Source organism: Serratia sp. TSO36, assembly GCF_057808395.1.
The window spans coordinates 173233-189113 of the sequence record NZ_JBJZOU010000002.1 but is presented as its reverse complement, the minus strand read 5'-3'; the positions used below and the strand labels follow the sequence as shown (position 1 = coordinate 189113).

The 15881-nt window shown below is 58.2% G+C and carries 14 protein-coding genes; 1 reads left to right on the top strand and 13 read right to left on the bottom strand.

The annotated features are described in order from the left end of the window. Positions 1-11: 11 nt before the first annotated feature. From wzyE to trxA, 13 genes are all read right to left on the bottom strand, one after another. A complete protein-coding gene (gene wzyE, locus ACK3CV_RS01155) occupies positions 12-1379 on the bottom strand; it encodes an ECA oligosaccharide polymerase (protein WP_060424193.1) in 1368 nt (455 codons plus the stop codon). Beyond that, positions 1376-2461, bottom strand: coding sequence for a TDP-N-acetylfucosamine:lipid II N-acetylfucosaminyltransferase (locus tag ACK3CV_RS01150; RefSeq protein WP_033636643.1), 1086 nt, complete (start codon positions 2459-2461; stop codon positions 1376-1378). The genes wzyE and ACK3CV_RS01150 overlap by 4 nt, the downstream gene beginning before the upstream one ends. Continuing rightward, complete coding sequence (gene wzxE / locus ACK3CV_RS01145; protein ID WP_033649867.1) at positions 2458-3708, bottom strand: lipid III flippase WzxE; 1251 nt, start codon at positions 3706-3708, stop codon at positions 2458-2460. The genes ACK3CV_RS01150 and wzxE overlap by 4 nt, the downstream gene beginning before the upstream one ends. Position 3709: 1 nt before the next feature. After that, the gene (rffA, locus tag ACK3CV_RS01140) at positions 3710-4840 is read right to left on the bottom strand and encodes a dTDP-4-amino-4,6-dideoxygalactose transaminase (RefSeq protein ID WP_033636640.1); all 1131 of its coding nucleotides are present in this window, start codon (positions 4838-4840) and stop codon (positions 3710-3712) included. Further along, positions 4827-5558: a dTDP-4-amino-4,6-dideoxy-D-galactose acyltransferase gene (gene rffC / locus ACK3CV_RS01135; RefSeq protein ID WP_049212738.1), complete on the bottom strand. Its 732-nt coding sequence runs from the start codon at positions 5556-5558 to the stop codon at positions 4827-4829. The genes rffA and rffC overlap by 14 nt, the downstream gene beginning before the upstream one ends. Then, positions 5536-6417, bottom strand: coding sequence for a glucose-1-phosphate thymidylyltransferase RfbA (rfbA, locus tag ACK3CV_RS01130; protein WP_047569833.1), 882 nt, complete (start codon positions 6415-6417; stop codon positions 5536-5538). The genes rffC and rfbA overlap by 23 nt, the downstream gene beginning before the upstream one ends. A gap of 49 nt (positions 6418-6466) precedes the next feature. Continuing rightward, positions 6467-7540: a dTDP-glucose 4,6-dehydratase gene (gene rffG / locus ACK3CV_RS01125; protein WP_172905242.1), complete on the bottom strand. Its 1074-nt coding sequence runs from the start codon at positions 7538-7540 to the stop codon at positions 6467-6469. Then, positions 7531-8793 (bottom strand): UDP-N-acetyl-D-mannosamine dehydrogenase, encoded by a 1263-nt coding sequence (wecC, locus tag ACK3CV_RS01120; RefSeq protein WP_164141454.1) that lies wholly within the window; start codon positions 8791-8793, stop codon positions 7531-7533. The genes rffG and wecC overlap by 10 nt, the downstream gene beginning before the upstream one ends. Beyond that, positions 8790-9920 (bottom strand): non-hydrolyzing UDP-N-acetylglucosamine 2-epimerase, encoded by a 1131-nt coding sequence (gene wecB, locus ACK3CV_RS01115; protein WP_041037227.1) that lies wholly within the window; start codon positions 9918-9920, stop codon positions 8790-8792. Before wecB ends, wecC begins: the two co-directional genes overlap by 4 nt. 86 nt (positions 9921-10006) lie before the next feature. Continuing rightward, on the bottom strand, positions 10007-11059 hold the full coding sequence (gene wzzE, locus ACK3CV_RS01110) for an ECA polysaccharide chain length modulation protein (protein ID WP_033636634.1): 1053 nt from the start codon (positions 11057-11059) through the stop codon (positions 10007-10009). A gap of 20 nt (positions 11060-11079) precedes the next feature. Next, complete coding sequence (gene wecA, locus ACK3CV_RS01105) at positions 11080-12177, bottom strand: UDP-N-acetylglucosamine--undecaprenyl-phosphate N-acetylglucosaminephosphotransferase (protein WP_049233749.1); 1098 nt, start codon at positions 12175-12177, stop codon at positions 11080-11082. A gap of 296 nt (positions 12178-12473) precedes the next feature. After that, complete coding sequence (rho, locus tag ACK3CV_RS01100; protein ID WP_004934188.1) at positions 12474-13733, bottom strand: transcription termination factor Rho; 1260 nt, start codon at positions 13731-13733, stop codon at positions 12474-12476. A 400-nt stretch (positions 13734-14133) separates the two neighbouring features. Continuing rightward, positions 14134-14460 carry a thioredoxin TrxA gene (gene trxA / locus ACK3CV_RS01095; RefSeq protein WP_033636629.1) on the bottom strand — a complete coding sequence of 109 codons (327 nt, stop codon included), beginning with the start codon at positions 14458-14460 and terminating at the stop codon, positions 14134-14136. Between the two features lie 131 nt (positions 14461-14591). Here trxA and rhlB point away from each other — a divergent pair, with 131 nt between their 5' ends. Next, on the top strand, positions 14592-15878 hold the full coding sequence (rhlB, locus tag ACK3CV_RS01090; RefSeq protein WP_004934183.1) for an ATP-dependent RNA helicase RhlB: 1287 nt from the start codon (positions 14592-14594) through the stop codon (positions 15876-15878). The last annotated feature ends 3 nt before the right edge of the window (positions 15879-15881 follow it).

Here is a 15881-nt window from a genome sequence, read left to right as displayed (position 1 = left end):
TCTCATTACCCTTACAAAAGACCGTTGGCCCGAGGCGGCGACGCCAGCGCGCGGGTGCGCGTCACTCTGGCCTTGATCAGCCCGGCGGTATCGAACAGCCAATACAGCAACTTCGCCAGCACCAGACAGGCACCGAAAATAATGCAGAAGAACACCACGCGCGACACGAATGAATCCACCCCTTCCCGCGCCAACACGATCATGTTGAACACCGCGCCGAAGCAGAACCCCTGCAGAATGGCCGCCTTATAGCGGTTCGGCTCGGTTTTGCCCAGCTCATACAGCCAGTCGAACCACTTGATGATCATGCCCACCAGAATCGCGCCGAGCGGGATAAACAGCGCGCCGCCCATCACCACCAGCGAACCGATCAGCGTCGGCGAAATCGCCAGCCCGGAGTGGTTGTTCAGCACTTCCCAGGTGAAGTAGTTGGCCGAGTTCAGCACCACGTCCGGCCGGCCGGGCCAGAGCCAGGTAGGGATAAAGACGTAGAAATCACGCAAGATCGGCGCCAGGCCCTGGAAATCGATCTTGTCGTAATTTTGCAACAGCAGCGCCAGGTTTTCCCACGGCGAGAAGGTATCGCGGGTCAGATAGAGGAAGGTATAAAACGCCTCCGCGCCGCTGACGTCCAGGCTGTAGCGCTTCAACGCCAGCCAGAACATGCCGACCACGCCGAATATGCCCGCCGCCGCCAGCATCCACAGCGTGATCCAGCCGCGCACGATGCCGATAAACAGGAACAGCGCGAAGGCGATGATGATGTTGGCGCGGGTGCCGCCGACGATCACGTAGGTCAGAATGCCGAACGCCACCGTCGCCATCAGGAACAAGAACCAGGCGCGCAGATCCTGCCGCAGGAAATAGACCACCAGCATCGCCGGAATGAAGAAGTAAAAGAACCGCTTGAGCGCCACACCGGACACGTCGCTGGAGAAAATCTGGCTGTAGGAATTGAGCTTGAACAGCAGGAAACCGTTCTGCATGAAGAAGATCCCAACGGTACCGATCGCCACCAGCGCCAGCAGCACCCAGGTCATATGGGTTTCCACCCGGTTCATGGTAAACAGCGCAGCGCGCGGCTGTGTGCGGCGCTTGCGCAGCCGGGTCTTGTAGGTAACGTAATAGATGGCGTAAAACGCCGTCGCCGACAGCAGGGCGTACAGCAGAAACTCCACCGGCACTACCTCGACGTCAAACTGGAACACCAGCAGGCAGGTCAAAGGAAAACCGAAATAAAACGTCAGCAAATACAGCAGCGAGAAGAAGACGTTGAAGTTAAAGCGCACGCGCCGAAACTCCTGATAGGTCAGCGTCAGGATAAACGTCAGGCTGACCAGATAGACGACAAACAGGCCGCCGAATTGCGCCAACGTCATGAGTGCTCTCCCGCCGCCAACGCCAGGGCTTGCTGCCAACCGTCGACATAGTTCGGATTGAAGAAGGCGATCGCCTGTTTATCCACCGCCGCCAGCTGACGCTGCGCTTCACGCACCACCGCCTCGTCCAGCGAATCGCCGTAGAACAGCACCGGCAGATGCTGTTCCGCCAAATCCTGCCAGAACGGGTTTTGCCGGCTGAGCACGAAAGGCACGCCGAACTGAATCAGCAGGCACAAAGTGCCAATCCCCTGCTGGCGATTGAAAATGAAATAGCCGAGATCGCAGGCGCGTAAAATATTGAGATAGTCCTCAAACGCCACCTGCTGCGTGAGCAGCTGCAGGTTTTTCTCGCCGAACAGCGGCAACCCGGCGGCGCGCACCTGCTCGATGTAGGCGTCGTTATTGGCCGGATAGCCCATCGGCAGGATCACGCGCACGTCGGCGCCGAACTGCTGATGAATCGCCTGCAGCGCTTCGATATGCCGATTGCTGCGATCGCCGGAGTTACCGACCAGAATCGTCATCGGCCCGGCCAGGTTTTTCTCGACGTGAACGTCGGTCAGCGCCGGATCCATGCGGGTCGGGAAGTACAGCAGCGAGGCCGGCACCCGCGCATGGCGCTGCTGGTAGTGGATCACGTCGCCGCGGGTAGCAAACACGTTCCCTACTCGCCCCTGCGCAATGCGGCGCAGCAGATAGAACAGCCGGAATTTCCAGCTGGTGGCGTCTTCATACAGATCGGCGCCCCAAATATGCCAACTGACCTGACGCGCCTTGATCTTGCCGCTCAGCAGCGCCAGCCACAGCCCCGGATTGAACTGGCCGTGCAGGAAGAAGCGCGCATCGCGATCGGCCTGGGCGCGCGCGATGACCGCCGCCGCCAGGCTTTTCTTGTCCGCGTAGGGCGCAATGTTCAGGGCGGGGAAATCTCCCAGTGCCGCCACATCCTTGGCCGCCACCATAAAATGCCGCGTCTGCTCAGCCGGCAAACGCGGCGCCAGCACGTCGTTGAAGAAGCGCAGCACCGTCTGGTTATGATGCGGGATATCGGATCCCAGAACGTGAATCAGTGTGGTCATACTCGTCTACGATAGATAAGAAATACGCAGCTACAGAGCGCGAAATACACGATGTAGGTTGCCATATAGGCCTGAGCCGCCCCCAACGCGCCGTGCAGCGGGATCAGCCAGTGCGAGAACAGCGTCAGCAGCAGAAACTGGCTGACTTCCGTCAGGATATAGAAGCGCAGCGACGCTTTGGCGATCACCAGATAGCCGAACACATAAGCCCCGACTTTCAGCACGTCGCCCACCAGCTGCCAGGCAAACAGATCGCGCATGGCGACGAATTTGTCCGAGAACAGCAGCCAGATGGCGAAATCACGCAGCAGCCACACCGTAAAACTCGCCGCCGCTACCGCCGGCAGCACGAATTTCAACGAGCGCACGATCTCCCGCGAGATGGCGCCCTTGTCCGTCAGCCGCGACAGCGTCGGCAGCAGATAGACGGTAAACGAGGCGGTGATGAACTGCAGATAGGCATCGGAAATGCTGCTAACGCCCTGCCAGATCCCCACTTCATCCCAACCGTAATGCGCGGCCAACAGGTTACGCATCATCACATAGGCCACCGGCAGCGTCACCGAAGTGATCAGCGCCATGACGGTGAACTTGCCGAGGTTGCCGGCCACGAGTTTGTCCCAGCGCGGCGCCAAATAGCGCAGCGGCAGCGTTTTGCGCCGCCACAGCATCAGCCCGGCCGGCAGCACCACCAACGCCGGCACCAGCGCCAGCCCCGCCAGCGCGCCTTCATAACCGCCCAGCTTGAAGCACAGGTAATAAGCCACCACGCCGAGCAGGCTGCCGCCGATCACCGCCAGCGCATTGCCCATCGCGTCGCGATAGCCTTTCAGCACCGCCATAAACAGGTTGGCGTAGGCGATGCCCATCTGAATGAAAGCGACGGCGCGCACCACATCGACGTAATCGGCATGCCCGAACAGCCCGATGCTGATCGGTTCGGCGGCGAACAGAAACACCAGCGCCAGCAAGGTCGAAAAGCCCAGCACGATGCTCGACGCGGTGCCCACCGCCAGACGCAGACGCTGCGGATCCTGGTGGTACTCCGCCACGTATTTGGTGATACCGTTAAAAATGCCCGCGCCGGACAGCACGCCCAGCACGGTAATCAACTGGCGGAAGTTACCCGCCTGCCCCACCCCGCTGGGGCCAAACGCCACCGCCAGCAGTTTCACCACCAACAGCCCCACGCCGATTTTGATCAGCGTGGAGCCGGCGGTCCATATCGATGCTTTTGCCAACGACATATCAGGCAAAGAAACTCAGGATGGTATTGATTACCGTACGCTGATTGACATCAGACATATTGTAGAACAGCGGCAAGCGCACCAGGCGCGCGCTTTCCTGCGTGGTGTAACGATCTTCGCCGGCAAAGCGGCCAAAGCGTTCGCCGGCCGGGCAATCATGCAGCGGGATATAGTGGAACACCGCCATGATTTCGGCTTCCTTCAGGTAGTCGATAAAGGCCGTGCGCTCTTCGATATCGCGCAACTTGATATAGAACATGTGCGCGTTATGCACGCAGTCGGCCGGGATTACCGGCAGTTCGATGCGGCCTGACCGGGCCAACGGCAGGAAGCTGTCGTAGTACTTCTGCCACAGAGCCAAACGGCGCTGGTTGATGCGCTCCGCCACTTCCAGCTGGCCCCACAGGTAGGCGGCCTGCAGGTCGGACATCAGATAGCTGGAACCGATGTCGCGCCAGGTATATTTGTCGACCTGGCCACGGAAGAACTGGCTGCGGTTGGTGCCTTTTTCGCGGATGACTTCCGCCCGATCGATCAGAGCCGGATCGTTCACCAGCGTCGCGCCGCCTTCGCCGCCGGCGGTGTAGTTTTTGGTTTCATGGAAGCTGAAGCAGCCGATATGGCCAATGGTGCCCAATGCCTTGCCTTTGTAGGTCGACATCACGCCCTGCGCGGCATCTTCCACCACGAACAGGTTATATTTCTTCGCCAGCGCCATGATGGTATCCATCTCGCAGGCCACGCCGGCATAGTGCACCGGCACAATCGCGCGGGTTTTATCGGTGATCGCCGCTTCGATTTTGGTTTCGTCGATGTTCATGGTGTCTGGACGCAGGTCGACGAACACCACTTTGGCGCCGCGCAGCACAAAGGCGTTGGCGGTGGAAACGAAGGTAAAGCTTGGCATGATCACTTCGTCACCCGGCTGGATATCCAGCAGAATGGCGGCCATTTCCAACGACGCGGTGCAGGAAGGCGTCAACAACACTTTCGCGCTGCCGAAACGCTGTTCCATCCACTGCTGGCAGCGGCGGGTGAAACCGCCGTCGCCGCACAATTTGCCGCTGCCCATGGCAGCCTGCATATATTCCAGTTCAGTGCCAACAACCGGTGGAGCGTTAAATGGAATCATGTCTACCTCTGTATAACCAGTACGCGGTGCTTTCAATCACGGCACCCTGTCGTTGATAGAGTCGTAATGCGGCGATATTGCCCACCTGGGTCGCAACCCGCAGGCGCTGCATCCCCTGCTGCCGACATTCGGCGATCGCCGCCGTCATCAGCCTGGCGCCCACGCCCCGGCCGTATGCGCCGGGGAACGCCGCCAACAGGCCAATGCGCATTTCCTGGCCGCCAATGTCACGCAGGCTGACAAAGCCTTCGGGTTGCCCCTGGCTATCCAGCACCAGCAAGCATTGATGATCAAAGGTGCCCAGAACGGCCTTTTCGATCCACAAAGCATAAAACCGGCCGCTGTCATCAGGTTGATACCAGGGCGTGCGAAAGCGGCTGACGGTGAACGCCTGAGCCGCCGCGGTGCGCAATGCCGGGATATCGGCCTCGGTTGCCAGACGGGAGATCTGGGCGGCGGAACCCGGTTCAACCGCTAGATCACTCTCAAGAGCCAGAACCAGATCGACTTCGCCCTCAACCAGGCGAAATCCCAAATCAGCCAGGCCGTCCGCCAACGCGAGGTGCTGCGCGGGAATTTTGGCCTGCACCAGGTTATAAGCCGCCAGATCGGCCTCGGCAAGCGCCGGAGCCGAGGAGGAAAAACCGAGTTTCGCGCTGTCGAGCGCGAAAAACTCGCTTTCCCATGACAAAGGCTCAATAGTGGCGTGGACGCGCATGCAGCAGATCCAGCAAATACTTGCCGTAGCCCGTTTTGGACAATGAAGTGGCGGCGCGTTTCAGTTCCTTATCATCCAGCCAACCGTTACGCCAGGCAATCTCTTCCAGACAGGCGATTTTAAAGCCCTGGCGTTTTTCTACCGTCTGCACAAAGCTGCTGGCTTCCAGCAGGCTGTCGTGAGTCCCGGTGTCCAACCAGGCGAAACCACGCCCCAACAGCTCGACGGTCAGTTCACCGCGCTCCAGATACATCTGGTTGATGCTGGTGATTTCCAACTCGCCGCGCTCGGAAGGTTTCACCTGCTTGGCAAACTCCACCACCTGGCTATCGTAGAAGTACAGGCCGGTCACCGCCCAATCGGATTTCGGTTTCTTCGGTTTTTCTTCGATCGACAGCGCACGGAAGTTGTCGTCAAACTCCACCACGCCAAAGCGCTCAGGATCCATGACCTGATAACCGAACACGGTGGCACCTTCGGTGCGAGCCGCGACGGTTTTTAATTTCGGGCTGAAAGATTGGCCGAAGAAGATATTATCTCCCAACACCAGGCAGCAAGAATCGCCGTTGATAAACTCCTCGCCGATCAGAAACGCCTGCGCCAAACCTTCCGGCTTAGGCTGCGCAGCGTAGCTGAGATTGACGCCGAACTGTTCGCCGTTACCCAGTAAACGCTCGAAGGACGGCAGATCTTCCGGGGTCGAGATGATCAAAATGTCGCGGATCCCCGCCAGCATCAGCACCGACATCGGGTAATAGATCATCGGCTTGTCATAAATCGGCAGCAGTTGCTTTGACACGCCACGAGTAATCGGATGCAGACGCGTACCGGAACCGCCGGCCAGAATAATACCTTTCATACGTACTCCAAAACCCGCCGCACCGCCGCAAAGCGCGCGCGGCGTTAAATTAATCTGACAACCCCAAACGCTCGCCGGCATAAGAGCCGTCTTGCACCCGGCGCCACCAGGTTTCGTTAGCCAAATACCAGGCTACCGTCTTGCGAATGCCGCTTTCGAACGTTTCCTGCGGCCGCCAGCCCAGCTCACGATCGATTTTGCCGGCGTCGATGGCGTAACGCATGTCGTGGCCCGGGCGATCCTTCACGTAAGTGATCAGATCGCGGTAGTTCGCCACGCCCTGCGGCTTGTTCGGCGCCAGTTCTTCCAGCAGATCGCAAATGGTCTGCACCACTTCGATATTCTTGCGCTCGTTATGGCCGCCGATATTGTAAGTTTCGCCTACCACGCCTTCGGTCACGACCTGATAGAGCGCGCGCGCGTGATCCTCGACATACAGCCAGTCGCGCACCTGTGCGCCGTTGCCGTATACCGGCAGCGGTTTGCCGGCCACCGCATTCAGGATCACCAACGGGATCAGCTTCTCCGGGAAGTGATAAGGGCCGTAGTTGTTCGAGCAGTTGGTCACGAGGGTCGGCAAACCGTAGGTGCGCAACCAGGCGCGCACCAGATGATCGCTCGACGCCTTGGAGGCGGAATACGGACTGCTCGGCGCATACGGCGTGGTTTCGGTGAACAGATCGTCGGTGCCGTGCAGGTCGCCGTATACTTCGTCGGTGGAGATATGATGGAAACGGAAAGCCTGCTTCTTCTCCGCTGCCAACGGCTGCCAGTAATGGCGCGCCGCTTCCAGCATGGTGTAAGTGCCCACCACGTTGGTCTCGATAAAGGCCGCCGGGCCGTCGATAGAGCGATCGACGTGGCTTTCCGCCGCCAGGTGCATCACCACGTCCGGCTGATACTGGGCAAATACCCGATCCAGTTCGGCACGATCGCAGATGTCGACCTGCTCGAAAGCATAGCGCTCGCTCTCGGCCACCACCGCCAGCGACTCGAGGTTACCGGCATAGGTCAGCTTATCCACCACCACCACGCTATCGCCGGTGGCCTCGATGATGTGCCGCACGACTGCGGAGCCAATGAAACCGGCACCACCGGTAACTAAAATACGTTTCAACGCCATACTCCTTTGGTATCAACAACCCATGTTTGTTTTACATCTTCCGGCCGGATGGCCTTGAACTGCTGGTGATCGACCAACATCACGATCACATCGGCCTGCTGCAACGCTTCCGCGACTGGCGTCAACGTCACATGGCCGGCCAGCGACTTCGGCAACTGTTCGACGTTCGGTTCCACCGCCAGCGTTTCGCCGACGTGCCATTCGGCGATCAGGTGCGCCACTTCTACCGCCGGGCTTTCACGCAAATCATCGATATTCGGTTTGAAGGCCAGGCCGAAGCAGGCAATTTTCACCTCGGACGCGCGCTTGTCGGTGGCGGCCAGACAATCGGCCACCGCCGCTTTCACCCGATCGACCACCCACAGCGGTTTGCCGTCGTTCACCAGGCGTGCGGTGTGGATCAGGCGCGCCTGCTGCGGATTCTGCGCCACGATAAACCACGGATCGACGGCAATGCAGTGACCGCCGACGCCCGGCCCCGGCTGCAGAATATTCACCCGCGGATGGCGGTTCGCCAGGCGGATCAGTTCCCAGACGTTGATCCCCTGCTCAGCGCAGATCAACGACAGTTCGTTGGCAAAGGCGATATTCACGTCGCGGAAGCTGTTTTCCGTCAGCTTGCACATCTCGGCGGTGCGCGAGTTGGTGATCACGCATTCGCCCTCGAGGAAAATCTTGTACAGCGCGCTGGCACGTTCCGAGCACTTCGGCGTCATGCCGCCGATCACGCGGTCGTTTTGAATCAGCTCCACCATCACCTGCCCCGGCAACACGCGCTCCGGGCAGTAGGCGATATTCACGTCCGCCGCTTCGCCCGCTTGCTGCGGGAAGCTGAGATCGCTGCGCGCCTGCGCCAGCCAGTCCGCCATTTGTTCGGTGGCCCCCACCGGCGAGGTGGACTCCAGGATCACCAGATCGCCTTTTTTCAGCACCGGCGCCAGCGATTTCGCCGCCGCTTCGACATAGGCCAGATCCGGCTCGTGATCGCCCTTGAACGGCGTAGGCACCGCGATCAGGAACGCATCGGCCGCCAGCGGTTTGGTCACCGCCCGCAGGAAACCGCCGTCGACGGCGTCCTTGACCACTTTGTCCAGATCCGGTTCGACGATGTGGATCGCGCCGCGGTTAATGGTATCTACCGCATGTTGGTTAACATCTACACCCACCACTTTTTTCTTGCGGGAAGCGAACGCCGCCGCCGTTGGCAAGCCGATATAACCCAGGCCGATAACCGAAATAGTGTCAAAACTCATAGTGTCACCTGATGATTCTTTAAAGCTTCGAGGATACGCTGACAGGCATGTCCGTCACCGTATGGGTTATGCGCCCGACTCATCGCGTGATATTCGCTTTCGTCCGTCAACAGCCGGGTCACCGCTTCAACAATTTTGGCCACATCGGTGCCGACCAGACGCACCGTGCCCGCATCTATCGCTTCCGGGCGTTCGGTGGTGTCGCGCATCACCAGCACCGGTTTACCTAACGATGGCGCCTCTTCCTGAATGCCACCGGAATCGGTCAGGATCATGTAAGCCTGGGTCATCAAATAGACAAACGGCAGATAATCCTGCGGCTCGATCAGCATGACGTTGTCGATGCCTTTCAAAATGCGATTCACCGGCTCACTGACGTTCGGATTGAGATGCACCGGATACACCACCTGTACTTCCGGGTGATTGCGGGCGATCTCCGCCAGCGCGCTGCAAATCCGCTCAAAGCCGCCGCCAAAGCTTTCGCGGCGATGACCGGTGACCAGGATCAGTTTCTTGTCGGCGTCGAGGAACGGATAACGCTGTGCCAGGCCAGCCCGCAGCGCGGCATCGCTCATCACGCGGTCACGCACCCAGAACAGCGCGTCGATCACCGTATTGCCGGTCACGAAAATACGGTTGTCCGGCAGCAGCTCGCGCAACAGATTTTGGCGCGAGTTCTCGGTTGGCGCGAAATGGTACATCGCCAGGTGGCCGGTCAGTTTGCGGTTGGCCTCTTCCGGCCAGGGAGAATACAGATTGCCGGTGCGCAGCCCGGCCTCGACATGCCCGACGGGGATGCGTTGATAGAACGCCGCCAGGCTGGTCGCCAGCGTGGTGGTGGTATCGCCGTGCACCAGCACTACGTCCGGTTTGAAGTCTTCCAGCACCCCTTTCAGCCCTTCCAGGATGCGGCAGGTGATTTCCGTTAGCCCCTGGCCGGGTTTCATGATGTTCAGGTCGTAATTCGGCGTGATCTCAAACAACCGCAATACCTGATCCAACATCTCACGATGCTGTGCCGTTACGCAGACTCTTGCGTCAAAAGCCTCATCCTGGGCCAGTGCATGTACCAGCGGCGCCATTTTGATGGCTTCAGGTCTGGTGCCGAAAACAGTCAACACTTTCACAGCGACTCTCTTTTGGTCGGTTAATCGCAGGCCACGCCTGCGAATCGGGCGCTCACGCGCCCTGCATCAGATTATTATATTATTTTTTAACTACGCGGCCGACGCGCCAAGGCAACGCCCGCGCCAACCAAAGCGCCCATCGCGCCCCACAGAATCAGCCAGAATACCCGGCGCGGGCTGTCGCGTTTTACCGGCTCTTCCGGCGTGCGCAAATAACGATAGGTCTGGAACTTCTCATCCAACGTCGGGCCAACGTTCAGCGTCGCCAGCATCGCACGGTTCTGATCGTAATCCAGGTCATAGGTCGGGCCGGAGGCCTGCAGACCTTCCAGACGCGCCTGCAGCATTGGCCGGCCCAGCAGGAACAGATCCGAATCCGGCAGTTGCTCGGCCGGGGTGTCGGTCTGCGCGCGGCTGATCCCCTGGCTTTCGGCGATTTTCAGCGCCTGCTGCGTGGTGTTCAGCTCGCGCTTGTAAACCGACTCCGCCACCGCTTCCTGCCGCTTGACCTGCGCCTTCATTGAGGTAGTGCGAGCGGCCCACGCCCCCTGAATCTCTTCGTTCAGGTGCAGGGCAGCGCGGTGGCTGGCGAAGGCCACGTATTGACGCAGCAGGCGGTTGGCGTCCGCGGCAGTTTCCGCCGTCAGCTTCACGCCGTCGTTCGGCACTTTCTTGTCGTCGCGCGGCGTGAACAGGATGTTGTTGATCAGCTCGTCGAGCAGCGCCGCATCCGCGCGGGCATCCCCTTCCTGACGTTGCTTGTAGTAATCGCTCTGCAGCCAGAAATCGCGACGCGTATCGTAAGCCGCCAGCTGCATGATGAACTCATTGTACGCTTCGTCCGCGATGCTCGGCTGATCGCCGGCCGTCGCCGGCAGCGTGCGCACATCCAGATTGCGCAGGAACTGCTGCTGGGAGTAGTAACCGCCCAGCGCATTCACCGTGGGTTTGTCGGTGATTGCGGTCGCGCTCCATTCTTGCTTTACCAGATAAGAGACGATCAGCGCGACCGCCGCGAACAGCACCGCAATGCCGATAATCCACGGTTTGCCGCGCCACAGGGTGCAGCACAGGCCGCGGATATCGAGTTCGTTATCCACCGCCGGGGTATGCTTGTCAGACGTTGTTTCTGGATTCATCACAGCCAAAAAGCCTCTGGTTAAGATACTTGCTTGTTATCGCTCGAACGCCGCAGGCGACGCTTGATACGCTTAATGTACCGCGCAACCCGCCAGGCGCGCTTGATGCAGTAACCGTACAGGAAGAAAGCAAGCAAGAATAATGCCAACATAACCCACTCTGGGATAAAAGTCAGGCGTTCGCCGATCACGCCAACCGCCGCCAGCAATGCGGCCGCCAGGGTAATCAACACAAAAGCCTGCCGCGGCGTAAAGCCGGCTCGCATGATCAGGTGGTGAATATGTTGACGATCGGGAGAGAAGGGGCTCATCCCCTTGCGTAAACGACGATACATGATTGCTATCATGTCCATCAGCGGAATAGCGATGATCCACAGTGCGGTCACCGGATTAATCGAGTGTGCCTTGCCCTGCGAGCTTTGCAGCAGCAGCCAAATGGCGGTAAAGCCGATCAGGGTACTGCCGGCGTCCCCCATGAACACCTTATAACGGCGGCCGAGAATGCCGAGGTTGAGCAAAATATAGGGAACGATGGTGGCGATCATCGCAAAGCACCAGAACGCCATCTCATGGTGGCCGCTCAGGTACAGCAACAGACCCAGCGCGCCGAAGGAGACGCACGACAGCCCACCCAGCAGGCCATCAATGCCGTCGACCATGTTGAAGGCGTTGATCGCCGCCCATACCGCAAACAGCGTCACCAGATAGCCGAACGGCCCCAGCAACATCTCCCAGTCGCCCAGTACATGGCCGAAGCTGCGCAGATACAGACCGGCGAACACCATCATGGCGATGCCGACCAACGCCTGCACCAGGGCGCGGATTTTAACGCTGATGTCGAAACGATCGTCGAGCGCGCCCACAAACACCAGAATGCCGGCGCAGGTAAGATAAAGCTTGGCGTGCGCGATAGGTTGTTCGGAAATCCAAAACGCGAAGCACAATCCGGCATAAACGGAAATACCGCCGACCAGTGGAATCAGCCCCTGATGGCGTTTGCGATAATTGGGTTTATCTACCAGACCAATACGTTTTGCCGCCTTGCGGGCAACAAAGAGAAAAGCCAAAGAAAACAGGAAAACAAATAGAATTTCAGTACTCATAGTGAGTAAGTTCACAGTTAACAGATCTCTGTAGAAGATAAGGCAGCTTACCACGGGCAATAGCTTGTGCCATCGACCCCCGCCACCTTTCGGTCATTTCCTATGACAACGGTGATTCATGCCTATTTTCTTCGCATCGGCTGACAAAACGACAGCAGCAAAGCCGACCGGCGCAGAGCCGACCGACAAACAAGATGAATTCTCAATAAGTCGAGGAAACAACTTACTTTTCCATTACTGCTACTTATCGTATCCGCCAAAAGCGAAAAACGCCACGACTAGGCGTGGCGTTCAGCGAATTTTTTAACGAATTATGAGCGTTTCATCATATCGAAGAATTCATCGTTGGTTTTAGTCATCGCCAACTTATTAATGAGGAACTCCATCGCGTCAATCTCACCCATCGGGTGAATGATTTTGCGCAGGATCCACATTTTTTGCAGCTCTTCGGAAGTGGTGAGCAGCTCTTCTTTACGGGTACCGGAGCGGTTGTAATCGATCGCAGGGAATACGCGCTTCTCGGCGATTTTACGCGCCAGGTGCAATTCCATGTTGCCGGTACCTTTGAATTCTTCGTAGATCACTTCGTCCATCTTCGAACCGGTATCGACCAGCGCGGTCGCGATGATGGTCAAGCTGCCGCCCTCTTCCACGTTACGCGCCGCACCGAAGAAACGCTTCGGACGATGCAGGGCGTTGGCGTCCACACCACCGGTCAGCACCTTGCCGGAAGCCGGTACCACGGTATTGTAGGCACGCGCCAGACGGGTGATGGAGTCGAGCAGAATGATCACGTCTTTCTTGTGCTCAACCAGACGCTTGGCCTTCTCGATTACCATTTCGGCCACTTGCACGTGGCGCGAAGCTGGCTCGTCGAAGGTCGATGCGATCACTTCGCCTTTCACCAGACGCTGCATCTCAGTCACTTCTTCCGGACGTTCGTCGATCAGCAGCACCATCAGCACGCAGTCTGGGTGGTTGTAGGCGATGCTCTGCGCAATATTCTGCAGCAGCATGGTTTTACCGGCTTTCGGCGGCGCCACGATCAGGCCGCGCTGGCCACGGCCAATCGGTGCCGCCAGATCCAGTACGCGCGCCGTCAGGTCTTCGGTCGAGCCGTTGCCGCGCTCCATCCGCAGACGGGAATTGGCGTGCAGCGGCGTCAGGTTCTCGAACAGGATCTTGCTGCGGGCGTTTTCCGGCTTGTCGTAGTTGACTTCGTTGACTTTCAACAGGGCAAAATAGCGCTCGCCTTCTTTTGGCGGGCGAATCTTACCGGAAATGGTGTCACCTGTGCGGAGGTTGAAGCGGCGGATTTGGCTAGGGGATACGTAGATGTCGTCGGGACCGGCGAGGTAGGAACTGTCTCCAGAGCGGAGGAAACCGAATCCATCCTGCAATATCTCGAGCACGCCGTCGCCGAAGATATCTTCTCCGCTTTTCGCATGTTGCTTCAGAATGGAGAAGATAATGTCCTGCTTGCGCATGCGGGCAAGGTTTTCCAGCCCCATATTTTCGCCGAGAGTAATCAGCTCAGAAACCGGCGTATTCTTTAATTCGGTAAGATTCATAGTGGTGGGTTCTTAAACTCGGGGTATGTCTCGAACTTGTATCGTGAATGGTATGGCAGCGAGATGCGTGCCTGTTTACTGGACGTTCGATCACCGGGCGCAGAGCCGTCGCGGTAAGAAATGGCTTACATCGGGCGCACGCATTGACGGTTGAAGATCGAAGGTACCTTAAAAATGATTTTTGCAAAACCGTTTGATTGCCAAAACACGGGCTGAGTTCAGTTTACTTTCAACGCCAGTGATTCGACACAGAGTATAGCTTTAGATTCAAACTCTTTAGATTTAAAACTTCGGGCAAGTTCTATATGCAGTGTGGTTAAACTTAACACGCTTCTTGGCAGGCGTCTAGCGGTGAATTGAACATCACCGCCAGGCGCCTGATACTGGGCTTCCCGCCCGATTACAGATTCGCGTTCAGGAAATCTTTGAGCTGACCTTTGGACAACGCGCCAACCTTGGTCGCGGCCACTTCACCGTTCTTGAACAGCAACAGCGTAGGGATGCCACGGATACCGTACTTGGGCGCGGTAGCCGGGTTCTGATCGATATTCAGCTTGGTGATGGTCAGTTTGCCTTCGAACTCTTCGGCAATCTCATCCAGAATCGGAGCAATCATCTTGCACGGCCCACACCATTCAGCCCAGAAATCGACCAGGATCGGCCCTTCCGCTTTCAGCACGTCAGCGTCGAAGCTGCTGTCAGTCAGGTGAATAATTTTATCGCTCATGTTCTACTCCACAGGATTATGTCTACCTTGTTGGTGTAGCATTAACCAACTCAAGGTGATTTTATTGCACCGCGTTTATTTCAACGGATGTGCTTTCGTAAAGCAATAGTTAGCTGATATTCTACCACACTATGAGCAAAACACACTTGACTGAACAGAAGTTTTCCGACTTCGCCCTGCACCCGTTAGTCCTTGAAGCCCTTGAGAAAAAAGGGTTTCACAATTGCACGCCCATCCAGGCGTTAGCATTGCCGCTCACGCTCTCCGGGCGTGACGTTGCAGGTCAGGCGCAAACCGGTACCGGAAAGACGCTGGCGTTTTTGGCGTCTACTTTTCACTATTTGCTGACTCACCCGGCGAAACAGGATCGCCAGACCAATCAGCCGCGCGCCTTGATCATGGCGCCTACGCGTGAACTGGCGGTGCAAATCCACTCCGACGCAGAAGCGCTCTCCCAGAGCACCGGCCTGAAACTGGGCCTGGCCTACGGCGGCGACGGCTACGACAAACAGCTGAAAGTGCTGGAAAGCGGCGTGGACATTCTGATTGGCACCACCGGCCGTTTAATCGATTACACCAAGCAGAACTATGTCGATCTCGGCGCGATGCAGGTTGTCGTGCTGGATGAAGCCGATCGCATGTACGATCTCGGCTTTATCAAAGACATCCGTTGGCTGTTCCGCCGCATGCCTGCGGCCGATCAACGCCTGAACATGCTGTTCTCCGCCACCCTGTCCTATCGCGTACGCGAGCTGGCCTTCGAGCAGATGAACAACGCCGAATATGTTGAAGTGGAACCGGAACAGAAAACCGGCCACCGCATTAAAGAAGAGCTGTTCTACCCGTCCAACGAAGAAAAAATGCGCCTGCTGCAGACGCTGATCGAAGAAGAGTGGCCGGATCGCGCCATCATCTTCGCCAACACCAAGCACCGCTGCGAAGACATCTGGGGCCATCTGGCCGCCGACGGTCACCGCGTGGGCCTGCTGACCGGTGACGTGGCGCAGAAAAAACGCCTGCGCATCCTTGACGACTTCACCAAGGGCAACCTCGACATCCTGGTCGCCACCGACGTCGCCGCGCGCGGTCTGCACATTCCTGCCGTCACCCACGTCTTCAACTACGATCTGCCTGACGATTGCGAAGACTACGTGCACCGCATCGGCCGTACCGGCCGCGCAGGCGCCAGCGGCCACTCCATCAGCCTGGCGTGTGAAGAGTACGCGCTCAACCTGCCGGCGATCGAGACCTATATCGACCACAGCATTCCGGTAAGCAAGTACAATAGCGATGCGCTGCTGACCGATCTGCCGGCGCCGAAACGCCTGTCGCGCCCGCGCGGCGGCAACGGCCCACGTCGCAACTCCGCGCCTCGTCGCGGCGGCGCGCCGCGCAACAACCGTAAACGCTCGAGCTGATCG

Coding starts and splice junctions, on each gene's coding strand:
- wzyE (WP_060424193.1), bottom strand. CDS start 1,379: ATGACGTTGGCGCAATTCGGCGGCCTGTTTGTCGTCTATCTGGTCAGC.
- ACK3CV_RS01150 (WP_033636643.1), bottom strand. CDS start 2,461: ATGACCACACTGATTCACGTTCTGGGATCCGATATCCCGCATCATAAC.
- wzxE (WP_033649867.1), bottom strand. CDS start 3,708: ATGTCGTTGGCAAAAGCATCGATATGGACCGCCGGCTCCACGCTGATC.
- rffA (WP_033636640.1), bottom strand. CDS start 4,840: ATGATTCCATTTAACGCTCCACCGGTTGTTGGCACTGAACTGGAATAT.
- rffC (WP_049212738.1), bottom strand. CDS start 5,558: ATGCGCGTCCACGCCACTATTGAGCCTTTGTCATGGGAAAGCGAGTTT.
- rfbA (WP_047569833.1), bottom strand. CDS start 6,417: ATGAAAGGTATTATTCTGGCCGGCGGTTCCGGTACGCGTCTGCATCCG.
- rffG (WP_172905242.1), bottom strand. CDS start 7,540: ATGGCGTTGAAACGTATTTTAGTTACCGGTGGTGCCGGTTTCATTGGC.
- wecC (WP_164141454.1), bottom strand. CDS start 8,793: ATGAGTTTTGACACTATTTCGGTTATCGGCCTGGGTTATATCGGCTTG.
- wzzE (WP_033636634.1), bottom strand. CDS start 11,059: ATGAATCCAGAAACAACGTCTGACAAGCATACCCCGGCGGTGGATAAC.
- rho (WP_004934188.1), bottom strand. CDS start 13,733: ATGAATCTTACCGAATTAAAGAATACGCCGGTTTCTGAGCTGATTACT.
- trxA (WP_033636629.1), bottom strand. CDS start 14,460: ATGAGCGATAAAATTATTCACCTGACTGACAGCAGCTTCGACGCTGAC.
- rhlB (WP_004934183.1), top strand. CDS start 14,592: ATGAGCAAAACACACTTGACTGAACAGAAGTTTTCCGACTTCGCCCTG.